Genomic DNA, 23,703 nt, shown 5'->3' with positions numbered 1-23,703 from the left:
GACGCCGAGTGGGTCGGCGAGAGGGGCGCCGAGGGAGTCGGCGAGAGGGTGGGCGAGTGGGTCGGTGAGGGGGGCGCCGGGCAGGCGGGGGACGCGCGCCCGGCGGCCCCCGGCGCCCTCACTCCCGTACGCTCCGCTCCCGTGCCGTGTCGTACGGGAGGGTCGATGTCACCGGGGTCGCGTCCAGCCGGGCCGTGATGACCAGGGTGCCTTCCTCGATCTGGTAGTCGAGCGGGAGGCCCAGGCCGCGCATCGCGGCGACCATGCCGGTGTTGCCGGACCGGGTCACCGCGTACACGCTGTCGCAGCCCGCCTCCACGGCCATCGCCACCAGTCGGCCGAGCAGTTCGGCGCCGATGCCGCGCCGCTGCCAGGCGTCCTCGACGATCAGCGCGACCTCTGTCTCGTCGCCGTCCCACAGCAGATGGCCGAGACCGGCGATCCGGCCGTCGCCGGTCTCGACCGCGAGGGTGCGGCCGAAGCGGGGGCTGAGCAGATGCTGGAGATAGCGGTCGGCGTCGCCCACCGGGCCGTGGTAGCGCAGGCCGAGGGTGTGGGTGGAGCAGCGTTCGTGCATGGCCTTGGCCGCGTCGAGGTCGTCGGGCTCGGCCCGGCGCACGGTGAAGTCGCCGCCCTCGGGCAGCGACAGTACGTCATGGCCGCGCGGGACGCGGGGGCCGAGCCGGGAGTCCAGCTCGACCAGCGCGCGCGCCCGCGCGAACTCGGTGGGCGTGAACGGCAGATAGGGCCGCTCCACGGTGATCACTCCGCCTTCTGGTGCTCGCAGTCGCATCACGGTGTCCTCCAGCGCGCCCTCCACGGGAACGCCGTCCGGCGACCGGCCGGAGGCGGCGGGCCGCGCGGGCAGCGAGCGGATGGTGCACCGTCCCAACAACTGACGCAGGGCCAGCGGAAGTTCCGCCGCGTCCAGAGCGGTCCGGGTGGCGAGGGAGAGGATCCGGGTCGGGGCGTCCACCAGGTCATGGGCGTCGGCCCGCTCGATCCAGGTGCCGGAGCCGCCCGCGAGGGCCACCGCGCGGGTCAGCTCGGTGGCGCCGAGGGCGCCGGGGGAGCGGAGCAGGAACTCGTCGACGGTGTCCGCGCCCAGGGGATGCGTCTGAAGGCTGAGGATGTCCACGCGGTGCCCGGCCAGTGCCGTGCAGAGGGCGGCGAGGGCGCCGGGTTCGTCGCGGACGGTGGTGCGCATGCGCCAGAGGGTGGGGGTGTCGGTGCCCAGCGGGGTGCCGGTGCCTGTGCCGGTCCCTGTGCGGGCGTCGGCGTCGGCGTCGGTGCCTTGTGCCGGGGGCCCGGCCTGCCTCTCGGGGGAGCGGGGCCGGGCACCGGTATCGATATCGGCGTGGGTATCGGTCGGCGGCGGCGCATGGTCGTGGCGGCGTGACCACCACACATGGAACGCCGCCGTGGCCAGCAGCACCAGCGCGGAGATCACCAGCAGCTCGGGGCCGCCGGGCCCGTGACCGATCAGATTGGCCACGGCGTCCGCGACCGCGACGGCCGTGAACAGCGCGGCCAGCTCCACCACGTCCCGCCGCCAATGGTGTACCGGGCGGCCGTGGCGGGCCCGGGTGACATCAGACATCTTCCGCTTCATGCCGCCACTGTGGAGGAAGGGTGTTGCGTGATCACAAACGCTCTGTGACTGAACGGTAAAAGCTACTTATGTCCCTTTTGTGAGTTCTGTTGCGGTGGGGTGGCGGGGTGGCACCCGCCGGACGGGCCCCCGGGCTCACTGCCCGACCCGCCCCGGCTGGAGCGTCTTGGTGAACAGCACCGTCCCGTCCTGCTCCCGCAGCCGTACGGTCAGCTCCCCGCTGCCGCCGTCGATGTCCACCTCGCCGAAGAACTGGTACCCCTCGGCCGGCGACACGTTCGCCACCGTCGGCGCCTTCACGAACACCCGCTCCGGCCCGAACGTGGCGTCCAGCGCGTTCGCCGGGAACGCGCCCGCGTTCAGCGGACCGGAGACGAACTCCCAGAACGGTTCGAAGTCGCCGAACGCGGCCCGGGACGGCTGGTAGTGCTGCGCCGAGGTGTAGTGCACATCCGCCGTCAGCCACACCGTGCCGGTGATCCGCCGGTGCTTGATGTGGCGCAGCAGCTCCGCGATCTGGAGCTCCCGCCCGAGCGGCGCCCCCGGGTCGCCCTGCGCGACCGCCTCGATGTGCGGTCTGCCGTCGCCGGTGTCCGGCACCACCAGGCCGATCGGCATGTCGGAGGCGATCACCTTCCACACCGCCCGCGAGCGCGACAGCTCCCGCTTGAGCCAGGCCAGCTGCTCCGCGCCGAGGATGCCCTGCGGGTCCCGGGTCTGGTCGTCCGTCGAGTTGGCGCCCCGGTACGTCCGCATGTCCAGCACGAACACATCGAGCAGCGGGCCGTGCCGCTGGACCCGGTGCACCCGGCCGTCGGGACGGCGCAGCGTGGAGATCGGGAAGTACTCGGAGAACGCCTGCCGGGCCCGCCCGGCGAGTACGTCCACCCGCTTCTCGGTGTACCGGGCGTCGGTGAGGATCTCGCCGGGATACCAGTTGTTGGTGACCTCGTGGTCGTCCCACTGGACGATCGAGGGCACCCGGGCGTTGAACGCGCGCAGGTTCTCGTCCAGCAGGTTGTAGCGGAAGTTGCCGCGGAACTCGGCGAGGGTCTCGGCCACCTTCGCCTTCTCCTCGGTCGTCACGTTCCGCCAGATCCGCCCGTCGGGCAGGGCCACGGACCCGGTGATCGGGCCGTCCGCGTACACATTGTCCCCGCTGCACAGGAAGAAGTCCGGGTCCAGCCGGCCCATCGCCTCATAGATCCGGTAGCCGCCGATCTCCGGGTTGATCCCCCAGCCCTGCCCGGCCAGATCCCCGGACCAGACGAACCGGACGCCGTCGCGCCGCTTGTCCGACGCGGTCCGGAAGGTGCCCTCGACCGGCTCGCCGGTGCGGCGCGGGTCGTCCGGGTCGGCCAGCAGCACCCGGTAGTGGATCTACTCACCGGACGGCAGCCCGCGCGGTCGCGTGGTGCCGGTGAAGTCGGTGCCGGGGCCGAGCAGCGGGCCGTACCAGCGTTTCGTCCGGCGGAAGGACTCGGTGGCGGATGTCTCGACGATCATCCGGGCCGGGCGGTCCGCGCGGACCCACACCAGCCCCGAGTCCGTGGTGACATCGCCGGTCTGTACGCCCCACCCCGCGCGCGGGCGCCCCGACAGGGCGAGGGCGGGGGCCGCGCCGGGACCGGCGGGCAGGGCCAGCGCAGCCGAGGCGGCGAGCGAGCCGCGCAGCACGCCGCGGCGGCCGGGGAGGGGACCGTGGGACATGAGAGAGCCTCCAGTGACGTCTGAGGTCGATCCGGTGGAGTGGGGTGGTGTCCGGCCGACGGCCCTGTTACTCCTACGGGGGCTCCACAGCGCGCACGCGAATCAGAGGTGAACAACGGTCCGCACTTCGTGCCCCGCGCCCGTTACTCCGTGCCTCGTACTCGGTGCCTCGTACTCGGTGCCCCTTACCCCGTGCCCCGGTTCACCCGTCGGCGGCCTCCGCCATCAGCGCCACGCCCGCCCTGATCCGCGCGGGCGTCAGATGCGCGTACCCGAGCACGAGCCGTACGGCACCGGGGGCGGCGGGGTGCGGGGCAGCGCCCTGAGTAGGGCCGGGGTGCGGGGCGGCGCCCTGGTTCGCGTAGTCCGCCAGCGTCCGTACGGCGACCCCGGCATCCCCCGCGCGCGCGAGGAACCGTTCCTCCGACCCCCGCGGCAGGGGCAGCTCTGCGATGACATGGAGCCCCGCCGCGATACCGGAGACCCGCGCGCCGGGGAAGCGGTCCGCCAGGGCGGCCACCAGGGCGTCCCGGCGCTCCCGGTAGGCGCGCTGGCAGCGCCGCAACTGCCGGTCGTAGTCCCCCCGTTCCACGAACCGCGCGAACAGCTCCTGGTCCAGTGCCGGGTGCCCCAGGTCCATGGTCCGTTTGCGCTCCACCGTCTCCTCGGCGAGCCGCTCCGGCACCAGCAGCCAGCCCAGCCGCAGCCCCGGTGCCAGGGACTTGCTGACCGAGCCCGTATAGGCCACGTGTTCCGGATCGAGCCCCTGGAGCGCGCCGACCGGCGCCCGGTCGTAGCGGAAGTCGCCGTCGTAGTCGTCCTCCAGGATCAGCCCGTCCCGGTCCCGTGCCCAGGCGAGCAGTTCGGCCCGGCGCCGCGCGGAGTAGGCGATGCCGGTCGGGAACTGGTGGGACGGCGTGGTCACCACGGCCCGCACCCCCGAGGCCCGCAGCGGCTCCAGGGCGATGCCCTCCGCGTCGAGCGGGACGGGGACGGCGTTCACCCCGGCCGCCGCGTACAGGGCGTCGTGCTGCGGGCTGCCCGGGTCCTCCACGCCGATCGTCCGCTCCCCGCGCGCGTGCAGCACGAAACCGAGCAGCGCCGACGCCTGGGCGACCCCGGAGACCACCACGATCCGCTCCGGATCCGCGACCACCCCCCGGCGCCGCGCCAGCAGCCCGGCCAGCGCGGTGCGCAGCCGGGGCAGCCCGCGCGGGTCGGGATAGCCGAGGGTGGCGTGCGGCACCTCCGCCAGCGCGGCGCGCTGTGCCGCCGCCCACGCGGCCCTCGGGAACAGCGCGAGATCGGGCGTGCCGGGCACGAAGTCGGCCCGCACCCCCGGCGTCCGCGGCGCCAGATCCCGCACCGCGGGCCGCGCGGCCCGTACGGCGTCCCCCACCCAGGTGCCCGCCCCGCGCCCGCTGCGCAGATACCCCTCCGCCGTCAGCTGCTCGTACGCCTCCGTGACCAGTCCCCGCGACACGCCCAGGTCGCCCGCCAGGTCCCGGCTCGAGGGCAGCCGGGTGCCCGGGGTGAGCCGCCCCGAGCGCACGGCCTCCCGCAGGGCGGCCTGGAGGGCCCGGCCCCGCGCGCGGGCGGGCGCCGAGGCGGCGGGGAGCAGCAGCTCCCAGGCCGGGGACGAAGGGGCCGGGGAGGAGAGGCCGGATGCGGAGGGGGCGGACGCTGAGGAGGCGGGCGTGGAGGGGGCGGGCGTGGAGGGGGCGGATGCGGAGGGGTCGGACGCTGAGGAGGCGGGGGCCGGTGAGGCGGAGGCGGAGGCGGGCGCGGAATTGGTCTCCGATGGGCTCATGGAAATGGACCTTAATCCGGACCGCCCGCGTCCCTAGCGTCGGCGGTATGAATGCCACCACCGCGCGCGGGGCCCTGCTCGCCGCGCTCGCCTGCGTCCTCGTCGGGGCGTCCTTCACCGCCAACAGCGTCCTCGGGGACTACCCCTACGCAGGCGGCCAGTTCCTGCGCTACGCGCTCGCCGGACTGCTGCTCGTCCCGCTCGTGGGCGCGGGCGCCGGGGCCCGCCTCAGGGCCCTGACACCGCGCCAGTGGGGGCGCCTGGGCCTGCTCGCGGCGGTCGGCATGGTCGGCTTCAACCTGGCGGTGCTCGCCGCCGAGCGCACGGCGGAACCGGCCGTCCCGGGTGTCTTCGTCGGCTGCGCCCCGATCGTCGTGGCCGTCCTGGTCCCCCTGACCTCCGGCCGCCGCCCGCAACGGACGCTCCTGTACGGGGCGCTGCTGGTCGCGGTCGGCGCGTTCACCGTCCAGGGGTGGGGCCGCACGGACATCGCCGGGATCGCCTTCTCGGTGTGCGCCCTGCTCGGCGAGGTCGGCTTCGCGATGCTGGCGGTGCCGGTGCTGCGCCCCCTGGGGCCGCGTCTGCTGTCGGCCACCGTGTGCGGGCTCGCGGCGGTCGAGTCGGCGGTGGTGGGCCTGCTGGTGGACGGTTCGGGGTGGCTGCCGCGCCCGGACACGACGGAGGCGCTGGCGCTGCTGTGGCAGGCGGCCGTGGTCACCGTCATCGGCTTCGTCTGCTGGTACATGGCCATGCAGCGGATCGGCGCGGAGCGCGCCACGCTCTTCTCCGGCCTGATCCCGGTCGCGGCGGCGGCGACGGCCCCCCTGGTCGGCACGGGCGCCTACGGGCTCGCCCAGGCCGTCGGGAGCGCCCTGGTGGGCGCGGGCGTGGCACTGGGGTCGGGCGCGGTGCGGCATCTCGCGCGGCGAAGGGCGCAGGCCCCCGACGGGTCGGCGCCCGCGCCCTCCCTCAGCGGCTCCCGTCCAGAATCACCCGGGCCACCAGCGCCGGATCGTCGTGCATCGGGACATGACCGCAGCCGGGGAGCCGGATCAGCCGGGCGTGCGGAATGATCCGCTTGGCGCGGACGCCCTGGCGGCGCGGCAGCAGCAGGTCCCGGCTGCCCCAGGCGACGGTCACCGGGATCCCCGCCACCTCGTCCGTGAACCGCACGCCCGTCCCGGCCCGCAGGGTCTCGGTGAACGCCGTGGCCCCGGCGAGCGCCAGCGTCTCGGCGATCACGGCCCGCGGTGGGCGACGGGCCGGGTGCGCGTAGATCGTGCTGGTCAGCGCGGTGCGCCCGGCCGCCGTACGGGCCATCCGCTCGACCAGCGGCACGGGCATCCGCCGGGCGGTGTGCCGCATGGTCCGCAGCACGGTGAAGGCGTAGCGCCGCTCGGCCGTCGTCCAGAACCCGGCCGGGGACAGCGCGGTCACCGACCGGACCAGCTTCTCGCGGCCCAGTTCCAGGGCCAGGAGCCCGCCCAGCGAGTTGCCGGCCGCATGGGGCCGCTCCAGCTCCAGCGCCGCGCACAGGGCGCCCAGGACGGCGCGGGTGGTGGACAGGTCGTGGGGGAGCCCGGCGGGCAGGGCGGGGGAGGCGCCGAAGCCGGGCAGGTCCACCGCGACGACGTCCCGCTCGGTCGCCAGGATGTCCACCACCGGGTCCCACGCCTGCCGGTGGTGCCCGATGCCGTGCAGCAGGAGCAGCGGCTCGCCGGTGCCCACGCGCGCGTAGGAGACGGTCGCGGACCTCGGGCCGTACGGGGTGGGGACGTCGAAGGAGACGGTGGTGGCGGCCATGGCTGTTGCTCCTCGGGGCCGGGAGGGGGGTGGTCCGGGGGCGGGGCGTGTGCTCGGTGGACAGCTTGGCAGTAACCATTACTCGCCGGTAGCCCGCGGGGCGGGCGCGAAGGGAGGCTCCCCCCGGTCGCCGTGGGTACCGACCATGGATACCGGCGCGCTCCGCCCCCGGTACCGGCCCCCGTACCGCCCGGCGTTCTCCGGGACACGCCCTATCGCCTGGACACCGTGGAGGGTGCCGGGATGGGATGGCACGGTGACCACCGACACCGTGACCGATGTATTCGAGGAGCACCGCCCCGTCCTGTTCGGCGTGGCCTACCGCATGCTCGGCCGGGTGGCCGACGCCGAGGACGTGGTCCAGGACGCCTGGCTGCGCTGGTCCGCCGCCGACCGCTCGGACGTCCGCGCCCCGCGCGCCTACCTCGTCAGGATCGTCACCCGGCTGGCCATCGACCGGCTCCAGCAGATCCGCGCCCGGGGCGAGTCCTACGTCGGGCCCTGGCTGCCCGAGCCCTGTGTCACCGACTTCGGGGACACCGTCGCCGACACCGCCGAGCGGGCCGTGCTCGCCGACACGGTCTCGCTGGCCGTCCTCGTCGTCCTGGAGTCGCTCTCGCCCCTGGAGCGGGCGGTGTTCGTGCTGCGCGAGGCGTTCGGTTTCCCGTTCGCGGAGATCGCGGCGATGCTCGACCGGGCCGAGCCCGCGGTGCGCCAGCTCGCCGGGCGGGCCCGGCGGCATGTGGAGGAGCGCCGACCGCGCTATGAGGTGGATCCGGCCAGCCGCCGTGATCTGACCGAACGGTTTCTGGCCGCCGCCGCGGGCGGTGATCTGGGCGCCCTCATGGAACTGCTCGCTCCGGATGTCCGGCTCGTCGGCGACAGCGGCGGCAAGACGAAGGCGCCGCTCCGGATCCTGGAGAGCGCCGACAAGGTGGGCCGTTTCCTCGTCGGGGTGGCCCGGCAGGGCATTCCGGATCTCAGCTTCCGGGCCGTGGAAGTGAACGCCGGACCCGCTCTTCTCGTCCTCTCCGGTGGCGAGCCCGATTCCGTGTTCCAACTGGATGTCGCGGATGGACGCATTCAGGCCGTCTACGTCATCCGCAATCCGGACAAGCTGTACGCCGTGGCCGGTGTCTGAGTTCGCCTACGCCAACCCGACTAGGTAGGTTTCCTGGCGAACGTTTGCCCGACCGGTGGCCGACCGCAGGTCCCCGTCCCGCGACGGGGGCTTTGCCGCTACGTCACGAATGCGGCCCTTTGCGAACGCGTCATGAACGCTCCGCTGCGAGGGCCGTCCACGGCACACGGGGGACGGAGGATTGGTATTGACCAAGGGTTAAGGCAGCCTTATGGTCGCTCTTAGTGCAACAACCTTTAATAAACAAGGGCGCTAAAAAACGCTGCCGGATCACGGCGATTGCGAGGACAGGGTGGGGACCACGCAGCTGGAAGCGGTACCGGAACCAAAATACTGGCATCTACGAACCGTGCTCACCGAAGCACTGGACTCCGAGTTCGCGGTGGGCGAGATCCTGCCCAATGAACGCGACCTCGCCGCCCGCTTCGGTGTCGCCCGCGCCACACTGAGGCAGGCGCTCGAACAACTCGAACTCGAAGGCCGACTCCAGCGCCGCCGCGGCGTCGGTACGACGGTGGCGCCGCCGCGCATGGGCGTGGCCGTCGGCACCGAGCAGCACGCCTGGCCGGGCACGGGCGAGGACGCCTGGCAGGCGGCCGACTGCACCCTGGCCGAGCCGCCCGCCACGGTCGCCGAGGCCCTGGAGACGGACCGCGAGCAGCCGGTGCACATCGTGCGCCGCACCCGGACGACGCACGGCCAGCCGGTCGCGGCCGAACTGCTCTACATCCCGCAGTCCTCGGTGCCCGAGCTGACCGCCATAGACGCCCCCTCGGGCGCCGCCCGCGCGCGGGCGGTGGTGCGCGAGCTGCACCGCCTGGAGCTGGAGGGCAGCGAGAGCGCCGTGGAGCTGGGCTCGGCCAACGCGGGCGACGCCAAGGAGCTGGACCGCCTGCCCGGCGCTCCGGTCCTGGTCGTCACCACCCGCTACCTCGCCGACGGCCGCACCGCCGCGCTCTCCGTGGCCACGTACCGCGCGGACACCTGCCGGCTGACCTTCGGCGACTCGGGCGGTGTGGAGATCCACCAGGGGCCCGAGCAGCGGGCTTCCTGACCCCGGAGGGCGCCACCCGGACCAGGGGCCGGGCGGGACGCCCTCCGCGGGACGACCGAGAACACGACCGTGCACAAGGAGGCGCCCCGGGAGGGATCCCCGGGGCGCGTCCCCTTTGCGCTTGTGCGGGTTGTGCTTGTGCGGGGGCTCGCGGGCCCCGCGGCTGCCCGGTCGCGCTACTGCCGGGCCGTCCCCGCACCCTCCACCGCGAACAGCTCGTCCTCGACATGGTCCAGGGCCAGGCGGAGCGCCCCCGTCGCCACCGCCGCCTCGCCCAGCAGGGACAGGGCGACCCTCGGGGGGCGCAGACAGTAGCGGGCGAGTTCCCGGCGCAGGGGCTCCAGGACATCGTCCAGACCCGCCGCCCAGCCGCCGACGACGACGAGTTCCGGGTCCAGGGCGAGGACCAGCGCCGCCACATCGTGGATCAGGCGCTGTATGAAGCGGTCCACGGCCTGACGGGCCCCCTCGTCGCCCCGGCGGGCCCGCGCGAAGACATCCGCCACCTGCTGCTCGTCCAGCGGTTGCAGCGGCTCGTCCGTGGTGGACAGCAGGCGCTCCGGCGTCACCTCGCGGCCCAGCAGATGCAGCGCGCCGATCTCGCCCGCCGCCCCGCCGAACCCCCGGTGCAGCCGTCCGCCGATCAGCGAACCCGCCCCCGGGCTCAGCCCCGCCAGGACGAACACCAGGTCGTCGCAGTCCCGGGCGCCGCCCTTCCAGTGCTCGGCCAGGGCCGCCGCGTTGGCGTCGTTCTCGACCAGCACCGGGCACTTGAAGGACCGCCCGAGCCGCTCCCCGAGCCGCAGCCCGGTCCACTCCGGCAGCGCGGTCCCGAGCCGCACCGTGCCGTCCGCCTCCACGATGCCCGGCGTGCCGACCCCGACCGCGCGCAGCGACCCGCGCGGCACCCCGGCCCGGCGCAGCAGCTCGGCCACCGCGCCCCGCAGCCGCTCCAGCCGCTCATCGGCCGGTGCCGTCGCGTCGACATCCTTGGCCTGGGCGCCGACCACCCGCCCGTCCAGATCGGCGAGAAGCGCCGCCACCCGGTGCGGGCCGATCTCCAGCCCCAGCAGATGCCCCGCCTCCGCCCGGAACCGGAACCGCCGGGCCGGACGCCCCTGCCGCCGCGCCGCGCCCTCCTCGGCCGCGGTCTCCACGACCAGCCCGTTCTCGGCCAGTCCCTCGACGACCCCCTCGACGGTCGGCCGTGAGAGCCCGGTCACCTTGGTGATCTCGGTCAGCGTCGCGGAGTCCGTGGCACGCAGCGCGTGCAGCACCACCGCGGAATTGATCCTTCGCAGCAGCGAGGGATCCCCGCCGGTCAGCCGCCCCACCGTACGTCCTCCCAGCATGTGCGCTTGTTGGGCGGATGGTACTCGGCACGGAGGAGCCCCGGCGAGTGGCGGAACGATGAACTCCGCCTCCATCCCGGACGTCAGCCCGGCAAAACGAAGCCCGACTCGTACGCCGTGATCACCGCCTGCGTCCGATCGCGCGCGCCCAGCTTCGCCAGCACCGCGCTGACGTGCGACTTCACGGTCTCCGTGCCGACCACCAACTGCGCGGCGATCTCCGCGTTGGACATCCCACGCGTCATCAGCCGCAACACCTCCGCCTCACGATCGGTGAGCCGCGCCCGGTCCAGAACCGCCCGCGCGGCCCGGTTCCCGCCCCCGCCGTCGCCGTACGCGGCGGCCAACTGCCGTACGGACGCCGGGAAGAGGAGGGACTCACCGGCCGCGACGAGCCGTACCGCGTGCACGATCTCGGCGGGCCGGGCCCGCTTCAGCACAAACCCGTCCGCCCCCGCGCGCAGCGCCTCGTACACATACTCGTCATTCTCGAAGGTCGTCACCACCAGGATCTTCGGCGGCCGGTCCACCGTGCGCAGCACCGCGCGGGTGGCCTCGATCCCGTCCAGCAGCGGCATCCGTACATCCATCGCCACCACGTCCGGCCGCAGCCGCCGCACCAGGGGGATCACCGCCGCCCCGTCCGCCGCCTCGCCCACCACCTCGATGTCCGGCTGCGCCTCCAGCACCGCCCGCAGCCCGGCGCGCACCAGGGGTTCGTCATCGACAAGGAGCACGGTCACCGGCATCCGCCCACCTTAGGGCGGCCCCAGGGGCCCCGGGCCGTCGCCCCGGCTCAGCGCAGCGGCAGCGCCACCCGTACCCGCCACTCGCCCTCGTCCGGCCCGGTGTCGGCGTGGCCGCCCAGCAGGGCCGCGCGCTCGCGGATGCCGCGCAGCCCGCTGCCCCGACCGGGCCCCGGTATCGAAGCGCCCAACGGGTTGCGCACCTCCAGATCCAGCGCGTCGCCCGCGACCGCGATCCGGACCCGCACCGGCACCGACCCCGCGTGCCGCAGGACGTTGGTCAGCGCCTCCTGGAGGATGCGGTAGCCCTCCCGGGAGGCCGGACCCGGGACCGTCTCCAGGGGCCCGGTCACCTCCGCCTCCACCGTCGCGCCGGATGTCCGCGCCGACTCCAGCAGCCGGTCCGCGTCCGCCAGCGTCGGTCTGCCGCTCACCGGCCGCTCCGACTCCCGCAGTACCCCGAGCACCCGCTCCAGGTCCTCCAGCGCCGTCCGCCCGGTCTCCTCGATCGCGGCCAGCGCCCGGTCCGTGAACGCCGGATCGCCCGCCGCCCGCGCGGCGCCCGCCTGCACCACCGCCACCGTCAGCGCGTGCCCGATCGAGTCGTGCAGCTCCCGCGCGATACGGGTGCGCTCCAGGAGCTGTTCGGTGCGCTCCTCCAGGGCCGCCAGCCGCTCGGCGGGGGAGGGGCCCAGCAGCCCGCGCGCCACCGCCGAGATCAGCCCGCCCAACGCCACCACCACCGCCGCCAGGACCACCAGGGGCAACGGCACCAGCAGACCGTACGCCCCGTGCGGCTCGTCGATCCGGTACACCGGGTTGTCGTGCACCGGGTGCCCCAGCGCCGCGCGGGTGAGGTCCACGGACAGGACCGGCAGCCACACCATCGCGAACGCGGTCGGCACCGCGAACACCATCCGGGCCTCCAGCCACACCACCGTCCGCACCCGGTCCCGCCAGGTCGCCGACGGGGCCGTCGAGATCGTCGAGACCTCCGGCTCCGGCCCGTCCGGCACCAGCATGAACCGCGCCTGGAGCCCCTCGCCCCGCCGCACGGCCGGGATCAGCCCCAACGGGAGCAGCAGCAGCGCCGGCACCCACGGCTTGCTCATGTCGATGAACAGCCACACACCCATGAGCAGCACCGGCACCAGCAGATGCACCAGCCGGGTGTATGTCGTCCCGCGGCTCAGCGGGCGCAGAAGGCGGACCATTCACCCATCGTGACAGCCACCACTGACAGTGGTCCTCCCCCGGGCGGGGGAGACGGTCTCCCCTCCCGGGGGAGGCCCCAGGGGCGCCCGCCCGGCCACGCTGCTGCCATGACCACGATCGATGTGCACGACCTCACCAAGGAGTTCGGCGGCAGACGCGCCGTGGACGCGCTGACGTTCACCGTCCGGCCCGGCCGGGTCACCGGCTTCCTCGGCCCCAACGGCGCCGGCAAGTCCACCACCCTGCGGCTGATCCTCGGCCTGGACCGGCCCACCTCCGGCACCGCCACCATCGGCGGACGCCCCTACCGGGCCGCCGCCCGGCCGCTGCGCGAGGTCGGCGCCCTGCTCGACGCCCACGCCCCACACGGCTCCCGCACCGGCCGTGACCATCTGCGCATCCTCGCCACCAGCAACGCCCTCCCCGCCGCCCGGGTGGACGAGGTGCTGGCCGAGACCGGCCTCGCCTCCGCCGCGCGCCGCCGGGTGAAGACCTACTCGCTCGGGATGCGCCAGCGGCTGGGCATCGCCGCCGCGCTGCTCGGCGACCCGCCGGTGATCCTGCTCGACGAACCCTCCAACGGCCTCGACCCCGAAGGCATCATCTGGATCCGGCACCTGCTGCGCCGCCTCGCCGACGAGGGCCGTACGGTGCTGGTCTCCAGCCATCTGATGACCGAGACGGCCGCCTTCGCCGACCGGCTCGTCGTGCTCGGCCGGGGCCGTCTGCTGGCCGATCTGCCGACCCGTGAGTTCATCGACGCGCGCGTACGGCCCGGTGTCCGGGTGCGCACCGGCGACGACCCCGCCCTCCAGGACCTCCTCGCCCGCCACGGCCACGACGCCGAACGCGACCCCGAGGGCGTCTGGACGGTACGGGACGCGCGCGTGGCCGACATCGGCCGCCTCACCTGGCAGGCGGGCATCCCGGTCCTGGAACTCACCGCGCAGGAGGGCACCTTGGAGCAGGCGTACCTCGACCTGACGTCCTCCGAGACCGAGTACGCGGCCGACCCCACCGCCCCACCCGCCCCCGGGCCCGCCCCTTCGCAGGAGGTCTGACCATGCCCTTCGCCCCCGTCCTCCACTCCGAGCTGCTGAAGATCCGCACCCTGCGCTCGCTGTACGGCTCCCTGGCCGCGCTGCTCGCGGTGGCCACGGTGTTCGCCGCGCTCGCCGGGACCTCCGACACCGCCGAGCCCGGCTTCGACCCCCTCGTCGCGGTCTTCCTGGGCGTCGCGCCCGCCCAGATCGCCGTCATCGCCTTCGGCACGATGGCGGTGTCGTCCGAGTTCCAGGGCGGCGGGGGGCTGCGCCAGGCACTGACGGCGGTCCCGCGCCGGGGGCGCTGGTTCGCCGCCAAGGCCCTCGCTGTCGCCCTCCCGGCGCTCACGGTCGGCCTGCTCACCGGCGCGCTGTCCGCCGCCGTCGGCACCGCGGCCCTGGGCGGGGCCGGGGACGGCATCAGCGCGGCGCAGCTCACCCGGGGCGTGATCGCCTGCGGTGTCTATCTGACGCTGATGGCCCTGTTGGCCACCGGCCTCACGGCCCTGCTGCGCAGCGGCGTCGCCACCCTGAGCATTCTCGTCCCGTTCGTCCTGATCGTCTCCTTCGTCATCGGGGACGCGGCGGGCGGCGCGATCGACTACCTCCCCGACCGGGCCGGCCAACTGGCCTTCCAGCAGCATCCGGACAGCTCCCTCGGCCCCTGGACCGGCCTCGCGGTCACCGCCGTCTGGACGGCCGCCGCGCTGGCCGCGGGCGCCTGGAGCGTACGCCGCCGGGACGCGTGAGCCCGGCCGGGCGATCACTGACGCCCCGCCAATTGTCAGTGGCGGCGGGTCTACTGGACGCATGGACATCGCGCAGTGCCTGGACACCATCGACCAGCTGTGCGCCCGCCCCTTCCCGGCGGCGCACGGCTGGTCGCACCTGGGCCGGGAGGGACCGGGCTTCTTCCTCACGGGGTGGACGGACGGCACGGACGGCACGGCCGACGCCGAGGACGCCGAGGACCTGGAGGCGCTGCGCGACGCGCTGGCCCAGCGCCTCGACGCCCGCTGGCCATCGCAGCCCCGCCTGGGCACGGCGACGCTCAGAGTCCGCCTGGAACGCGCCGAGGAGATACCCGACCCCTGGGCGACCCTCGCCGTCCTGCTGGACGACCTGGACCTGTGGGAAGCGGCGGAACACGGCCGCTGGATAGCGCTGGGGGTGAACCGGGGCGAGGCGGAGGAGGCGGTCCCGGGCCGCCTGATCGCGGCGGTGACGGATGTGCCGCCGGTGTGATGGTGGGCCGGGTGCGGGTTCGCTTGTGCGAGGGGGTGGGGGTGCGACCCCGGCGCTGCTGGCGGTCGTGGTGGGGGGTGTGGCGCCGGTGTGATGGCACTGGCTTCAGTGCGGGGTCGCTCGCCGCGAGGGGAGTGGGGGGTGGGGGTGTGACCTCGGCGCTGGTGACGGTTGCGGTGGGGGGTGTGGCGCCGGTGAGACGGAACCTGCTTCGGGCGGGGCCGTCGCCGCCCTCCACGTAGTCGCCGTTGCGAAGCCGGAGTCGCCGGTCAGGCGTGGTGGCTCGGTGCCGAGCGCGTCGGATTCAGCGAGTCGTGCCGCCGTTGTGCCTCGCTCCCGGACCGACCCAGCGCTGGGCGGAGCCCCGGCCGGGGGCACCATCCGCCCTGGCCGGTGTTGAGCCGGCCGCGCTGGATCTCCGGCATGGGGGCCATGCGGGCAGCGGTCCGCCGGACGGTGTTCCGACCGAGTCCTGCCGATTCGCCCCGGGGAGGGGCGACCCCGCCCGCACCCGGCCCGCGTGATCAGCCGCCCCCGGCATCGCCCTCCGGCCTCACTGCACCCTTCACTCCCGCAATGCGCACACCCTCGGCCCGGAGGCTCCGGGCGCTCAGCTCCCGCAACTCCTTCGGCCCGACCACTCCGGGCCCTCACTCCCGGCAACGCAGTCGCCTCCGGCTCGACTCCCCGGACCCTCAGCTCCTGCAGGGGCCCACACCTCCGGCCCGACTCCCCGGGCCTGCAGCCCCCGTAGCGCACACACCCCCCGGCGCGCCCCGGCTCGACGACGCCCAACCCTTCAGCCCCCCGACCCACCCCCACCCACAACCCCCCGCAACCGCCCGAACTCCTCCGCCATCGCCTCCACGCTCCACCCCGCGTTCAACCCGGAGGGATTCGGCAGGACCCACACCCGCGTCCCCCCGAACACCCGCTCCTGCGGGCCCACCTTGGCCCTGCGGTCGTCGAAGGCCGCGCGGTACGCCGTCACGCCGACCACCGCCAGCCAGCGTGGACGCAGGCGTTCCACCTTCTCGGCGAGCAGGCGCCCGCCCTCCCGGTACTCGTCGGCGCTCAGCTCGTCCGCCCGAGCCGTCGCCCGTGCCACGACATTCGTGATGCCGAGGCCGTACGACGGGAGCTGGTCCTGCTCGGCGGGGGCGAGGAGGCGCGGGGTGAAGCCGGAGCGGTGCAGCACCGGCCAGAAGCGGTTGCCCGGCCGGGCGAAGTGGTGGCCGGTGGCCGCCGTCATCAGGCCGGGATTGATTCCGCAGAACAGGACATCGAGGCCGTCCGCGACCACGTCCGGGACGAGCCGGTCGCGGGCGGCCTCCAGCTCCGCGGGGGTGGGACGGTTCAGAGGATCGCTCCCGGCGTGTAGCCCGCCGCCTCCGGGTGGCGCTTCACGATCTCCTCGATGCGGGCCACCATCGCGCCGACCTGGTCGGCCGCGGCACCGGTGAAGGACAGCTTGTCGGCCATCAGCGCGTCCAGCCCGGCCCGGTCCAGCGGGATGCGCGTGTCCTCGGCCAGCTTGTCCAGCAGCTCATTGCGCTCGGCGCCCCGCTCGCGCATGGCCAGCGCCGAGGCGACGGCGTTCTCCTTGATCGCCTCGTGCGCCTCCTCGCGGCCCACACCCGCCCGCACCGACGCCATCAGCACCTTCGTGGTGGCGAGGAAGGGCAGATAGCGGTCCAGCTCACGCGCCACGACTGCGGGGAACGCGCCGAACTCGTCGAGCACGGTCAGGAACGTCTCCAGCAGCCCGTCCAGCGCGAAGAACGCGTCCGGCAGCGCGACCCGGCGCACCACCGAGCAGGACACATCGCCCTCGTTCCACTGGTCGCCCGCCAGCTCGCCGGTCATCGAGGCGTAGCCGCGCAGGATGACCATCAGCCCGTTGACGCGCTCGCAGGAGCGGGTGTTCATCTTGTGCGGCATGGCGGAGGAGCCGACCTGGCCGGGCTTGAAGCCCTCGGTGACCAGTTCGTGCCCGGCCATCAGCCGGATCGTCTTGGCCAGCGAGGACGGGGCCGCCGCGAGCTGCACCAGCGCGGTGACCACCTCGTAGTCCAGCGAGCGGGGGTAGACCTGGCCGACCGAGGTGAAGGCGTGGGCGAAGCCGAGGTGTCCGGCGATCCGGCGCTCCAGCTCGGCCAGTCGCCCCGCGTCCCCGCCGAGCAGGTCCAGCATGTCCTGGGCGGTGCCGACGGGGCCCTTGATGCCGCGCAGCGGATAGCGGCCGAGCAGCTCCTCCAGTCGCCCGTACGCCACCAGCAGTTCGTCGGCGGCGGTCGCGAACCGCTTGCCGAGGGTGGTGGCCTGCGCGGCCACATTGTGCGAGCGGCCGGCCATGACCAGCTCGCCGTACTCGCCGGAGAGCCTGCCCAGCCGGGCCAGGACCGCCACCGTACGGTCGCGCACCAGCTCCAGGGAGAGGCGGATCTGGAGCTGCTCGACATTCTCGGTGAGGTCGCGGGAGGTCATGCCCTTGTGCACCTGCTCATGCCCGGCGAGGTCGTTGAACTCCTCGATCCGCGCCTTCACATCGTGCCGGGTGACCTTCTCGCGCTCGGCGATCGAGGCCAGGTCGACGGTGTCGAGCACCCGCTCGTAGTCGGCGATCGCCGTGTCCGGCACCTCGATCCCGAGGTCCTGCTGGGCGCGCAGCACGGCGAGCCAGAGCTGCCGCTCCAGCCTCACCTTCTGCTCGGGCGACCAGAGCGTGGCCAGCTCGGCGGAGGCATAGCGTCCGGCGAGCACATTGGGGATGCGGGGCTTGGCGGGTGCGGAAGTCACGTGGACCGAGTTTACGGGGTCCCCCGGACCGACCCCGACCGTCCCGCGGGCCTGGCGTCAGCCGCCGTCCTGGACCTCCCGCGACCGGTCCGGCGGGCCTCGCCCCCGCCGTCGCCCAGCCGTCGTCCCAGCCGCCGCCCGGCCGCCACCCAGCCGCCGTCCGGCCGTCGCCCGGCTGTCGTCCCGGACCTTCCCCGACCGGTCTCGCGGGCCTCGTCCCAGCTCTCGCCCGGGCCTCGTCCCAGCCGCCACCCGGCCGCCGCCCAGCCGCCGCCCCGGACCTCCCCGACCGGCCCCGCGGGCCTCGCCCCAGCCGTCGCCCGACCGCGTCGTCCCGGCCCTCGCCCACCCCCAGCCCCGGCCCTCACCCCAGCCCTCGCCCGCCCCCAACCCAAGCCTTCGCCCCAGCCCTCGCCCAGCCCCAACCTCCCTCCCAACCTCAGCCCCAACCCGCACCCCCAACCCTCACCCCCGCCCCCGCCTTCGCACCAGGGGCCGCCGACCCCCGCCCCAGCCCATACCCCCGCCCATACCTCCACCCATACCCCCGCCCCGGCCGGCAGGCCCATGGCCGGTTCGGTGTTGCCTCATCGTCGTCCCGGCGATTTCTGCAAGAAGGTGGGTGAAGAAATGCCTGGTCAGGGGCATGGGCCCAGTTTTTGTCTAGACCTTTTTTGTCTAGACCTCTTGTGGCGAGAATGATCCACAGCTACGTTTCCGGCTGTCCAGGTGAAGTTCAAAATTCCGCCAACTCCCTTGACGTGCAAGGCCGGAAGGAGCTCCTCCGTATGCAGGACCGGAGTCTGTCCAGGCGTACCCTCCTCGCCTCCGCGACCGCTGTCGCGGGCGCCGGGGCCCTGGGGATGACCGCCACCCCCGCCCTCGCCTCCGGCGAGCGTCCCGCCGACCGGGACGCCCGCCTCCGAAGACTCATCGCCGGGATGAGTCTGGAGGCCAAGGTCGGCCAGCTCTTCGTCACCTATTTCTACGGCCACTCCGCCACCACCCCCGACCCCAACCACGAGGCGTCCAACCTCCGGGAACTGGGGGTCCGCACCATCGCCGAGGCCATCGCCAAGTACCACCTCGGCGGGGTCATCTACTTCAGCGGCTGGGCCGGGAACATCCGCGATCTCCACCAGATCGCCGATCTCACCAACGGGGTGCAGCGCGCCTCGCTCGCCCTGCGCACCCCCATCCCCTCGCTGATCTCCATCGACCAGGAGCACGGCGCCAACACCCGGATCGGCAGCCCGGCCACTCAGATGCCCGGCGCGATGGCGTTCGGCGCCGGCCGCTCCACATCCGACGCCCGCACCGCCGGGCAGATAGCCGGCGCCGAACTCGCGGCCCTCGGCATCTACCAGAACTTCGCGCCGGTCGCCGACGTCAATGTGAACCCGGCCAACCCGGTGATCAACGTCCGCTCCTTCGGCGCCGACCCGGCCGCCGTCGGCAAGCTGGTCGCCGCCCAGGTCCAGGGCTACCAGCGGGCCGGGGTCATCGCCTGCGCCAAGCACTTCCCCGGCCATGGCGACACCGGGGCCGACAGCCACACCCAGCTCCCGGTGATCACCCACACCCGCGAGGAGTGGGAGCGCATCGACGCCCCGCCGTTCCGGGCCGCCATCGCCGCCGGCGTCGACTCGATCATGACCGCCCACCTCCAGGTCCCCGCGCTGGACCCGAGCAACGACCCGGCCACCCTGTCGCCGATCATCCTGACCGACGTCCTGCGCGGTGAACTCGGCTTCGAGGGCGTGATCGTCACCGACGCCCTCAACATGCAGGGCGTGCGCACCAAGTACGGCGACGACCGGGTGCCGGTGCTCGCCGTGAAGGCCGGGGTCGACCAGCTCCTCTTCCCGCCCAACCTGGACGTGGCCTTCAACGCCGTGGTCGCCGCGGTGCGCTCCGGCGAGCTGACCGAGGCCCGGATCGAGGAGTCCGTCCTGCGCATCCTGCGCCTCAAGGACAAGGTCGGCCTGCTCAGCGGCAGCCCCTACGTCTCCCACCGGGAGGTCGACCGGACCGTCGGCACCCGCCGCAACTTGGCCACCGCCGACCGGATCACCGAGCGGACCACCACCCTGCTGGTCAACCGGGACGACACGCTCCCGCTCCGCCGCCGCCAGCGCAAACTGCTGGTCGTGGGCGCCAACCCGGTCTTCCCGGCCGACGCCGCCAAGTTCGCCCTGCCGTCGCTCACCGCGTCGCTGGACGACCTCGGCTTCACCGTCACCGAGATCGCCACCGGCCGCGCCCCCGACACCGCGGCCATCGACGCCGCCGTGGCCGCCGCCACCGGCCGGGACGCGATCGTCGTCGTCACCGACAACGTGGGCGCCACCAGCACCCAGCGCACCCTGGTCAGCCGCCTGGTCGCCACCGGCATCCCGGTGATCGCCGTCGCGGTCCGCAACCCGTACGACATCGCCCAGCTCAGCGGGGTCAAGGCGGCCCTCGCCACCTACTGCTGGACCGATGCCGAACTGCGCGCCGCCGCCCGGGTCATCGCCGGCCGGGTCGACCCGCGCGGCAAGCTCCCGGTACCGATCCAGCGCGCCGACGACCCGACCCGGGTCCTCTACCCCGCGGGCCACGGACTGTCGTACGACGACTGATCCGGCCCCCGGACGGGGCGTCCCGTTCCGGGACCGGGCGCCCCGGCATGGGCGGAGCCGTTCTGACCGGCTCCGCCCATGCCCCTGTCAGCGCTGCTGTCGCGGCCCCCGCCGCGGCCTCTTGCAACTTGCCTCTTGCAGGGCCACTGCCGCGGTCTCTTTCACGGTCCTTGTCACGGCCCCTGGTACGGGGTCTCTCGTACGCCCCTGTCTCGGCACCCGGCCCCGTCAGGGCCCCTGGTACGAGGCCCTTCGTACGGCCTCCGTCACGGGCCCTCGTACGGCAGCAGTTCGGGGCGTTTGGCCAGTCGGCCGTCGCCGGAGGAGCGGCCGGTCAGCCGGCGGCCGATCCAGGGGAGCAGATGGGCGCGGGTGAAGCGGGCGTCGGTGACCCGGCGGTCCAGCCAGCCGGGCGGCGCGGACGGCGGCACCGGAACCCGCCAGTCGGGGTCCTCGGGCGGATGGCCCAGCGCCTGCCAGACCGCCTCCGCCACCCGGCGGTGCCCCTCCGCCGTCAGATGCAGCCGGTCCACGTCCCACAGCCGGGGATCGGCGAGCGAGGGCGCCCCGTAGAGATCGACCACCACCGCGCCGTGCCGGGCGGCGAGATCGTCGACGCAGGCGAAGAGTTCCTCCATGCGCGGCCGGAACCGCTCCAGGACCGGGCCCTGCCGTCCCGGGCTGCGCATCAGCACCAGCCGTCCGCAGGACGGGGCGAGCCGCTCGACGGCCTCGGTGAGCAGCCCGCGCACCCGGCCCATGTCGCACCGGGGCCGCAGGGTGTCGTTGAGACCGCCGACCAGGGTCACCACATCGGCGCCCATCGCGGCGGCCGTCCCGACCTGCTCGGCCACGATCTGCCCGATCAGCTTGCCGCGCACGGCGAGATTGGCGTACCGGAAGCCGGGCGCCGAGGCGGCCATCCGGGCCGCCAGCAGATCGGCCCAGCCGCGGTAGGAGCCGTCGGGCAGCAGGTCCGACATGCCCTCGGTGAACGAGTCACCGACCGCGACCAGGCTGGAGTAGGGGGGCCCGGGGTGGGAGGAGGGGTTACTCCGCGTGGCGTTCTTCCGCATGGCGTTCTTCCGCATGGCGTCGCAGATGGTATCCCGAGGCGCATACCCAGCGGTCGGTCACCCCTCCTCCCGGTGCTCAGACGTACTGTCCGAACAGCTCCCGCAGCACGTCCTCCATGGTCACCAGCCCGGCGAGCTTGCCGTCCTCCCCGAGCACCGCCGCCAGATGCGTCCGGCTGCCGCGCATCGCGGTGAGGACGTCGTCCAGCGGCGTGGACTGCCGTACGCGGGCGATGGCCCGCATGTCCCGCAGCCGGAACGGCTCCTCGCGGGGCGAGGCGTCCAGGGCGTCCTTCACATGGAGATAGCCGACGATCCGGCGGCCCTCGTCGACCACCGGGAAGCGGGAGAACCCCGACTCCGCCGACAGCCGCTCCAGCTCCTCCGGGGTGACCCCGACCCGCGCGTAGGTGACCCGCTCCAGCGGCATCACCACGTCGTTGACCGGCCTGCGGCCCAGCTCCAGCGCGTCGTGCAGCCGCTCCAGGGCCCGGTCGTCGATCAGCCCGGCCTCACCGGAGTCCTTCACCAGCCGCGCCAGCTCGGCATCCGAGAACGTGGCCGTGACCTCGTCCTTCGTCTCCACCCGCAGCAGCTTCAGCAGGGTGTTGGCGAACGCGTTGATGGTGAAGATCACCGGCCGCAGCGCCCGCGCCACCGCCACCAGCGGCGGACCCAGCACCAGCGCGCTGCGCACCGGCTCGGCCAGCGCGATGTTCTTCGGCACCATCTCGCCCAGCAGCATGTGCAGATAGGTCGCCAGGGCCAGCGCGATGACGAACGACACCGCGTGCCCCGCGCCCTCCGGCACACCGACCGCGTGGAACACCGGCTCCAGCAGATGCTCGATGGCCGGCTCCGCGACCACACCGAGCACCAGGGTGCACAGCGTGATACCGAGCTGCGCCGCCGCCATCAGCGCCGACACATGCCGCAGCCCCCACAGCACCCGCTTGGCCCGCCGGTCGCCCTGCTCGGCGTACGGCTCGATCTGGGAGCGGCGCACCGAGATCAGCGCGAACTCGGCACCGACGAAGAACGCGTTCACAAAGAGGGTCGCGAGCCCGATCAGCAGCTGTACGGCGGTCACTTCGCCCCCTCCTCGTCCTCGTCCTCGTCACGCGCGCCCGTCAGCGGGGCGTGCAGCAGTACCCGGGCCGCCCGGCGCCCCGAGGCGTCGACCACGTCCAGCCGCCAGCCGGTCACCTCCACGGTGTCGCCGCTCTCCGGGATCCGGCCCAGCTCGGTGGCCACCAGCCCGGCGAGCGTCTCGTACGGGCCGTCCGGCGCGCGCAGACCGACCCGGGCGAGCTGGTCGATCCGGGCCGCGCCGTCCGCCGAGAAGAGGTTGTGCCCCTCCTCGTCGAGCCCGGCGGGCGCCAGATCGGGCGTCTCCTGCGGGTCGTGCTCGTCGCGCACCTCGCCGACGACCTCCTCGACGATGTCCTCCAGCGTCGCGACCCCGGCCGTGCCGCCGTACTCGTCGATGACGACGGCCATCGTGCGCTTGCCGGACAGCCGGTCCAGGAGCCGGTCGACGGTGAGCGACTCGGGCACCAGGAGCGGTTCGCGCATCAGCTCGGCCACCGGGGTGCGCGGGCGCTGACCCGCGGGGACCGCCAGGACGTCCTTGATGTGCGCGGTGCCGACCACCGCGTCCAGGCTGCCCCGGTACACCGGGAACCGGGACAGACCGGTCGCGCGGGTCGCGTTCGCCACGTCCTCGCAGGTCGCCTGCGCTTCCAGGGCGACGACCTGGACCCGCGGGGTCATCACGTTCTCCGCGGTCAGATCGGCCAGATTCAGCGTCCGCACGAACAGCTCGGCGGTGTCGGCCTCCAGCGCGCCCTCCTTGGCGGAGTGCCGGGCCAGCGCGGCCAGCTCCTGCGGTCCGCGCGCGGAGGCCAGCTCCTCGGCGGGCTCGATGCCGAAGCGGCGCACGATCCGGTTCGCCGTGTTGTTCAGATGCGTGATGAACGGCCGGAACATCGCCGTGAACCAGCGCTGGGGCGTCGCCACGGTCTTCGCCACGGCCAGCGGCGAGGAGATCGCCCAGTTCTTCGGCACCAGCTCACCGACGACCATCAGGAACACGGTCGACAGGGCCGTACCCAGCACCAGGGCCACCGAGGAGGCGGCGGAGCCGGATATGCCGATCGCGCGCAGCGGACCGGCGATCAGCCGCGCGATGGAGGGCTCGGCCAGCATGCCGACGACCAGATTGGTCACGGTGATGCCGAGCTGGGCGCCGGAGAGCTGGAACGTCAGATTCCGTACGGCCTTGAGGGCGCTGGACGCGCCCCGCTCGCCGCGCTCCACGGCCCTCTCCAGCTCGCCCCGTTCGACGGTGGTGAGGGAGAACTCGGCGGCGACGAAGGCGCCGCAGGCCAGTGACAGCAGAATCGCCACCAGCAGCAGGAGCACTTCGGTCATCGGTTCACCTCCGTCCCAGGATCGGGCAGGGCCAGGAGGT

18 protein-coding genes and 1 pseudogene are annotated in these 23,703 nt (G+C 73.8%); 7 read left to right on the top strand and 12 right to left on the bottom strand.

Annotated elements, in window-relative coordinates:
- Nucleotides 1-118 precede the first annotated feature (118 nt).
- From ABZX40_RS25940 to ABZX40_RS25930, 3 genes and pseudogenes are all read right to left on the bottom strand, one after another.
- Nucleotides 119-1,612: a GNAT family N-acetyltransferase gene (locus ABZX40_RS25940; RefSeq protein WP_355743184.1), complete on the bottom strand. Its 1,494-nt coding sequence runs from the start codon at nucleotides 1,610-1,612 to the stop codon at nucleotides 119-121.
- Between the two features lie 135 nt (nucleotides 1,613-1,747).
- Nucleotides 1,748-3,322 (bottom strand): annotated as a pseudogene (locus tag ABZX40_RS25935) (alkaline phosphatase D family protein).
- 202 nt (nucleotides 3,323-3,524) lie between these two features.
- Nucleotides 3,525-5,132: a PLP-dependent aminotransferase family protein gene (locus tag ABZX40_RS25930; protein ID WP_355743181.1), complete on the bottom strand. Its 1,608-nt coding sequence runs from the start codon at nucleotides 5,130-5,132 to the stop codon at nucleotides 3,525-3,527.
- A 47-nt stretch (nucleotides 5,133-5,179) separates the two neighbouring features.
- On the opposite strand from ABZX40_RS25930, the gene ABZX40_RS25925 reads away from it, so the two are divergent.
- Nucleotides 5,180-6,205 carry a DMT family transporter gene (locus ABZX40_RS25925; protein ID WP_355743178.1) on the top strand — a complete coding sequence of 342 codons (1,026 nt, stop codon included), beginning with the start codon at nucleotides 5,180-5,182 and terminating at the stop codon, nucleotides 6,203-6,205.
- Here the strand turns inward: ABZX40_RS25925 and ABZX40_RS25920 are convergent.
- Nucleotides 6,102-6,935, bottom strand: coding sequence for an alpha/beta fold hydrolase (locus tag ABZX40_RS25920; RefSeq protein WP_355743175.1), 834 nt, complete (start codon nucleotides 6,933-6,935; stop codon nucleotides 6,102-6,104). The genes ABZX40_RS25925 and ABZX40_RS25920 overlap by 104 nt on opposite strands.
- A gap of 256 nt (nucleotides 6,936-7,191) precedes the next feature.
- Between ABZX40_RS25920 and ABZX40_RS25915 the strand changes: the two genes are divergently transcribed.
- Nucleotides 7,192-8,076 carry an RNA polymerase sigma-70 factor gene (locus ABZX40_RS25915; RefSeq protein ID WP_355743172.1) on the top strand — a complete coding sequence of 295 codons (885 nt, stop codon included), beginning with the start codon at nucleotides 7,192-7,194 and terminating at the stop codon, nucleotides 8,074-8,076.
- Between the two features lie 292 nt (nucleotides 8,077-8,368).
- Nucleotides 8,369-9,130, top strand: coding sequence for a GntR family transcriptional regulator (locus ABZX40_RS25910; RefSeq protein WP_355743169.1), 762 nt, complete (start codon nucleotides 8,369-8,371; stop codon nucleotides 9,128-9,130).
- 176 nt (nucleotides 9,131-9,306) lie between these two features.
- Here the strand turns inward: ABZX40_RS25910 and ABZX40_RS25905 are convergent, their stop codons facing one another.
- The 3 genes from ABZX40_RS25905 to ABZX40_RS25895 all read right to left on the bottom strand — a co-directional run bounded on the left by ABZX40_RS25905 (nucleotide 9,307) and on the right by ABZX40_RS25895 (nucleotide 12,442).
- Complete coding sequence (locus tag ABZX40_RS25905) at nucleotides 9,307-10,464, bottom strand: ROK family transcriptional regulator (protein WP_355743438.1); 1,158 nt, start codon at nucleotides 10,462-10,464, stop codon at nucleotides 9,307-9,309.
- Nucleotides 10,465-10,565: 101 nt separating this feature from the next.
- On the bottom strand, nucleotides 10,566-11,231 hold the full coding sequence (locus tag ABZX40_RS25900) for a response regulator transcription factor (protein WP_355743166.1): 666 nt from the start codon (nucleotides 11,229-11,231) through the stop codon (nucleotides 10,566-10,568).
- A gap of 47 nt (nucleotides 11,232-11,278) precedes the next feature.
- Nucleotides 11,279-12,442 (bottom strand): histidine kinase, encoded by a 1,164-nt coding sequence (locus ABZX40_RS25895; RefSeq protein WP_355743163.1) that lies wholly within the window; start codon nucleotides 12,440-12,442, stop codon nucleotides 11,279-11,281.
- Between the two features lie 108 nt (nucleotides 12,443-12,550).
- Between ABZX40_RS25895 and ABZX40_RS25890 the strand changes: the two genes are divergently transcribed.
- The 3 genes from ABZX40_RS25890 to ABZX40_RS25880 all read left to right on the top strand — a co-directional run bounded on the left by ABZX40_RS25890 (nucleotide 12,551) and on the right by ABZX40_RS25880 (nucleotide 14,731).
- On the top strand, nucleotides 12,551-13,504 hold the full coding sequence (locus tag ABZX40_RS25890; RefSeq protein ID WP_355743160.1) for an ATP-binding cassette domain-containing protein: 954 nt from the start codon (nucleotides 12,551-12,553) through the stop codon (nucleotides 13,502-13,504).
- A 2-nt stretch (nucleotides 13,505-13,506) separates the two neighbouring features.
- Nucleotides 13,507-14,235, top strand: a complete 729-nt coding sequence (locus tag ABZX40_RS25885; RefSeq protein ID WP_355743157.1) for an ABC transporter permease — start codon at nucleotides 13,507-13,509, stop codon at nucleotides 14,233-14,235.
- Nucleotides 14,236-14,296: 61 nt separating this feature from the next.
- Nucleotides 14,297-14,731 carry a hypothetical protein gene (locus tag ABZX40_RS25880; RefSeq protein WP_355743154.1) on the top strand — a complete coding sequence of 145 codons (435 nt, stop codon included), beginning with the start codon at nucleotides 14,297-14,299 and terminating at the stop codon, nucleotides 14,729-14,731.
- A gap of 799 nt (nucleotides 14,732-15,530) precedes the next feature.
- On the opposite strand, the gene mug is transcribed toward ABZX40_RS25880, so the two are convergent.
- Nucleotides 15,531-16,091, bottom strand: a complete 561-nt coding sequence (gene mug, locus ABZX40_RS25875) for a G/U mismatch-specific DNA glycosylase (protein WP_355743435.1) — start codon at nucleotides 16,089-16,091, stop codon at nucleotides 15,531-15,533.
- Entirely contained in the window at nucleotides 16,088-17,530 is a 1,443-nt protein-coding gene (gene purB, locus ABZX40_RS25870; protein WP_355743151.1) for an adenylosuccinate lyase, read from the bottom strand. The genes mug and purB overlap by 4 nt, the downstream gene beginning before the upstream one ends.
- Nucleotides 17,531-18,318: 788 nt before the next feature.
- Here purB and ABZX40_RS25865 point away from each other — a divergent pair.
- Nucleotides 18,319-20,154 (top strand): glycoside hydrolase family 3 protein, encoded by a 1,836-nt coding sequence (locus tag ABZX40_RS25865; RefSeq protein ID WP_355743148.1) that lies wholly within the window; start codon nucleotides 18,319-18,321, stop codon nucleotides 20,152-20,154.
- Between the two features lie 266 nt (nucleotides 20,155-20,420).
- Here the strand turns inward: ABZX40_RS25865 and ABZX40_RS25860 are convergent, their stop codons facing one another.
- The 3 genes from ABZX40_RS25860 to ABZX40_RS25850 all read right to left on the bottom strand — a co-directional run bounded on the left by ABZX40_RS25860 (nucleotide 20,421) and on the right by ABZX40_RS25850 (nucleotide 23,663).
- Complete coding sequence (locus ABZX40_RS25860) at nucleotides 20,421-21,230, bottom strand: SGNH/GDSL hydrolase family protein (RefSeq protein WP_355743433.1); 810 nt, start codon at nucleotides 21,228-21,230, stop codon at nucleotides 20,421-20,423.
- Nucleotides 21,231-21,306: 76 nt separating this feature from the next.
- Nucleotides 21,307-22,320 (bottom strand): hemolysin family protein, encoded by a 1,014-nt coding sequence (locus tag ABZX40_RS25855; RefSeq protein ID WP_355743145.1) that lies wholly within the window; start codon nucleotides 22,318-22,320, stop codon nucleotides 21,307-21,309.
- Nucleotides 22,317-23,663 (bottom strand): hemolysin family protein, encoded by a 1,347-nt coding sequence (locus ABZX40_RS25850; RefSeq protein WP_355743142.1) that lies wholly within the window; start codon nucleotides 23,661-23,663, stop codon nucleotides 22,317-22,319. The genes ABZX40_RS25855 and ABZX40_RS25850 overlap by 4 nt, the downstream gene beginning before the upstream one ends.
- Nucleotides 23,664-23,703: the final 40 nt, after the last annotated feature.

It is taken from the genome of Streptomyces sp. NPDC004610 (assembly GCF_040609715.1).
Taxonomy (GTDB): domain Bacteria; phylum Actinomycetota; class Actinomycetes; order Streptomycetales; family Streptomycetaceae; genus Streptomyces.
The sequence above is the reverse complement of the archived record's forward strand: the minus strand, read 5'-3'. Positions and strand labels throughout refer to the sequence as shown.